The organism is Wenzhouxiangella sp. YN9, assembly GCF_056324165.1.
This window is the reverse complement of record NZ_JBJNIP010000024.1, coordinates 1-331: the sequence shown is the minus strand read 5'-3', so window position 1 is coordinate 331 and position 331 is coordinate 1. Positions and strand designations below refer to the sequence as shown.

At 59.8% G+C, this 331-nt stretch carries 1 protein-coding gene; it reads left to right on the top strand.

Annotated elements, in window-relative coordinates; translation table 11 throughout:
• Positions 1-76: 76 nt before the first annotated feature.
• A partial coding sequence (locus tag ACEWQ0_RS00060) for a hypothetical protein (RefSeq protein WP_476484113.1) occupies positions 77-331 on the top strand: 255 nt, incomplete at its 3' end.

The window sequence follows — 331 nt, the reverse complement described above, 5'->3', positions numbered from 1 at the left end:
GGTGAGCCGTGGATTGGGCGCTGGCGGCGCAGGCCCGCTGAGCTGTTATCGACAAGTCAAAGGCATTGCGCCCGGCATGCTTCGCAAGCTCTTTCGGCGGTTACCTTTTTTCCAGCGCGAAAAAAGGCACGAAAAAGCGCGCTTGAAAGTCAAAGTCCCACGCTCTATTTCTCAGAACTTGCTTGCTGTGCGGGCTGGACCCTTCCCGACCGTGCCATCGCGAGAAAACAGTAGGAGGATCAGGTGGCCAGTGCTGCAATGGGGCGAAGCCGGCAACAACGCGGCCCCGCATCCATCGGTTGGCTTCGGATGGCGCAGGGATGGCTTCTGG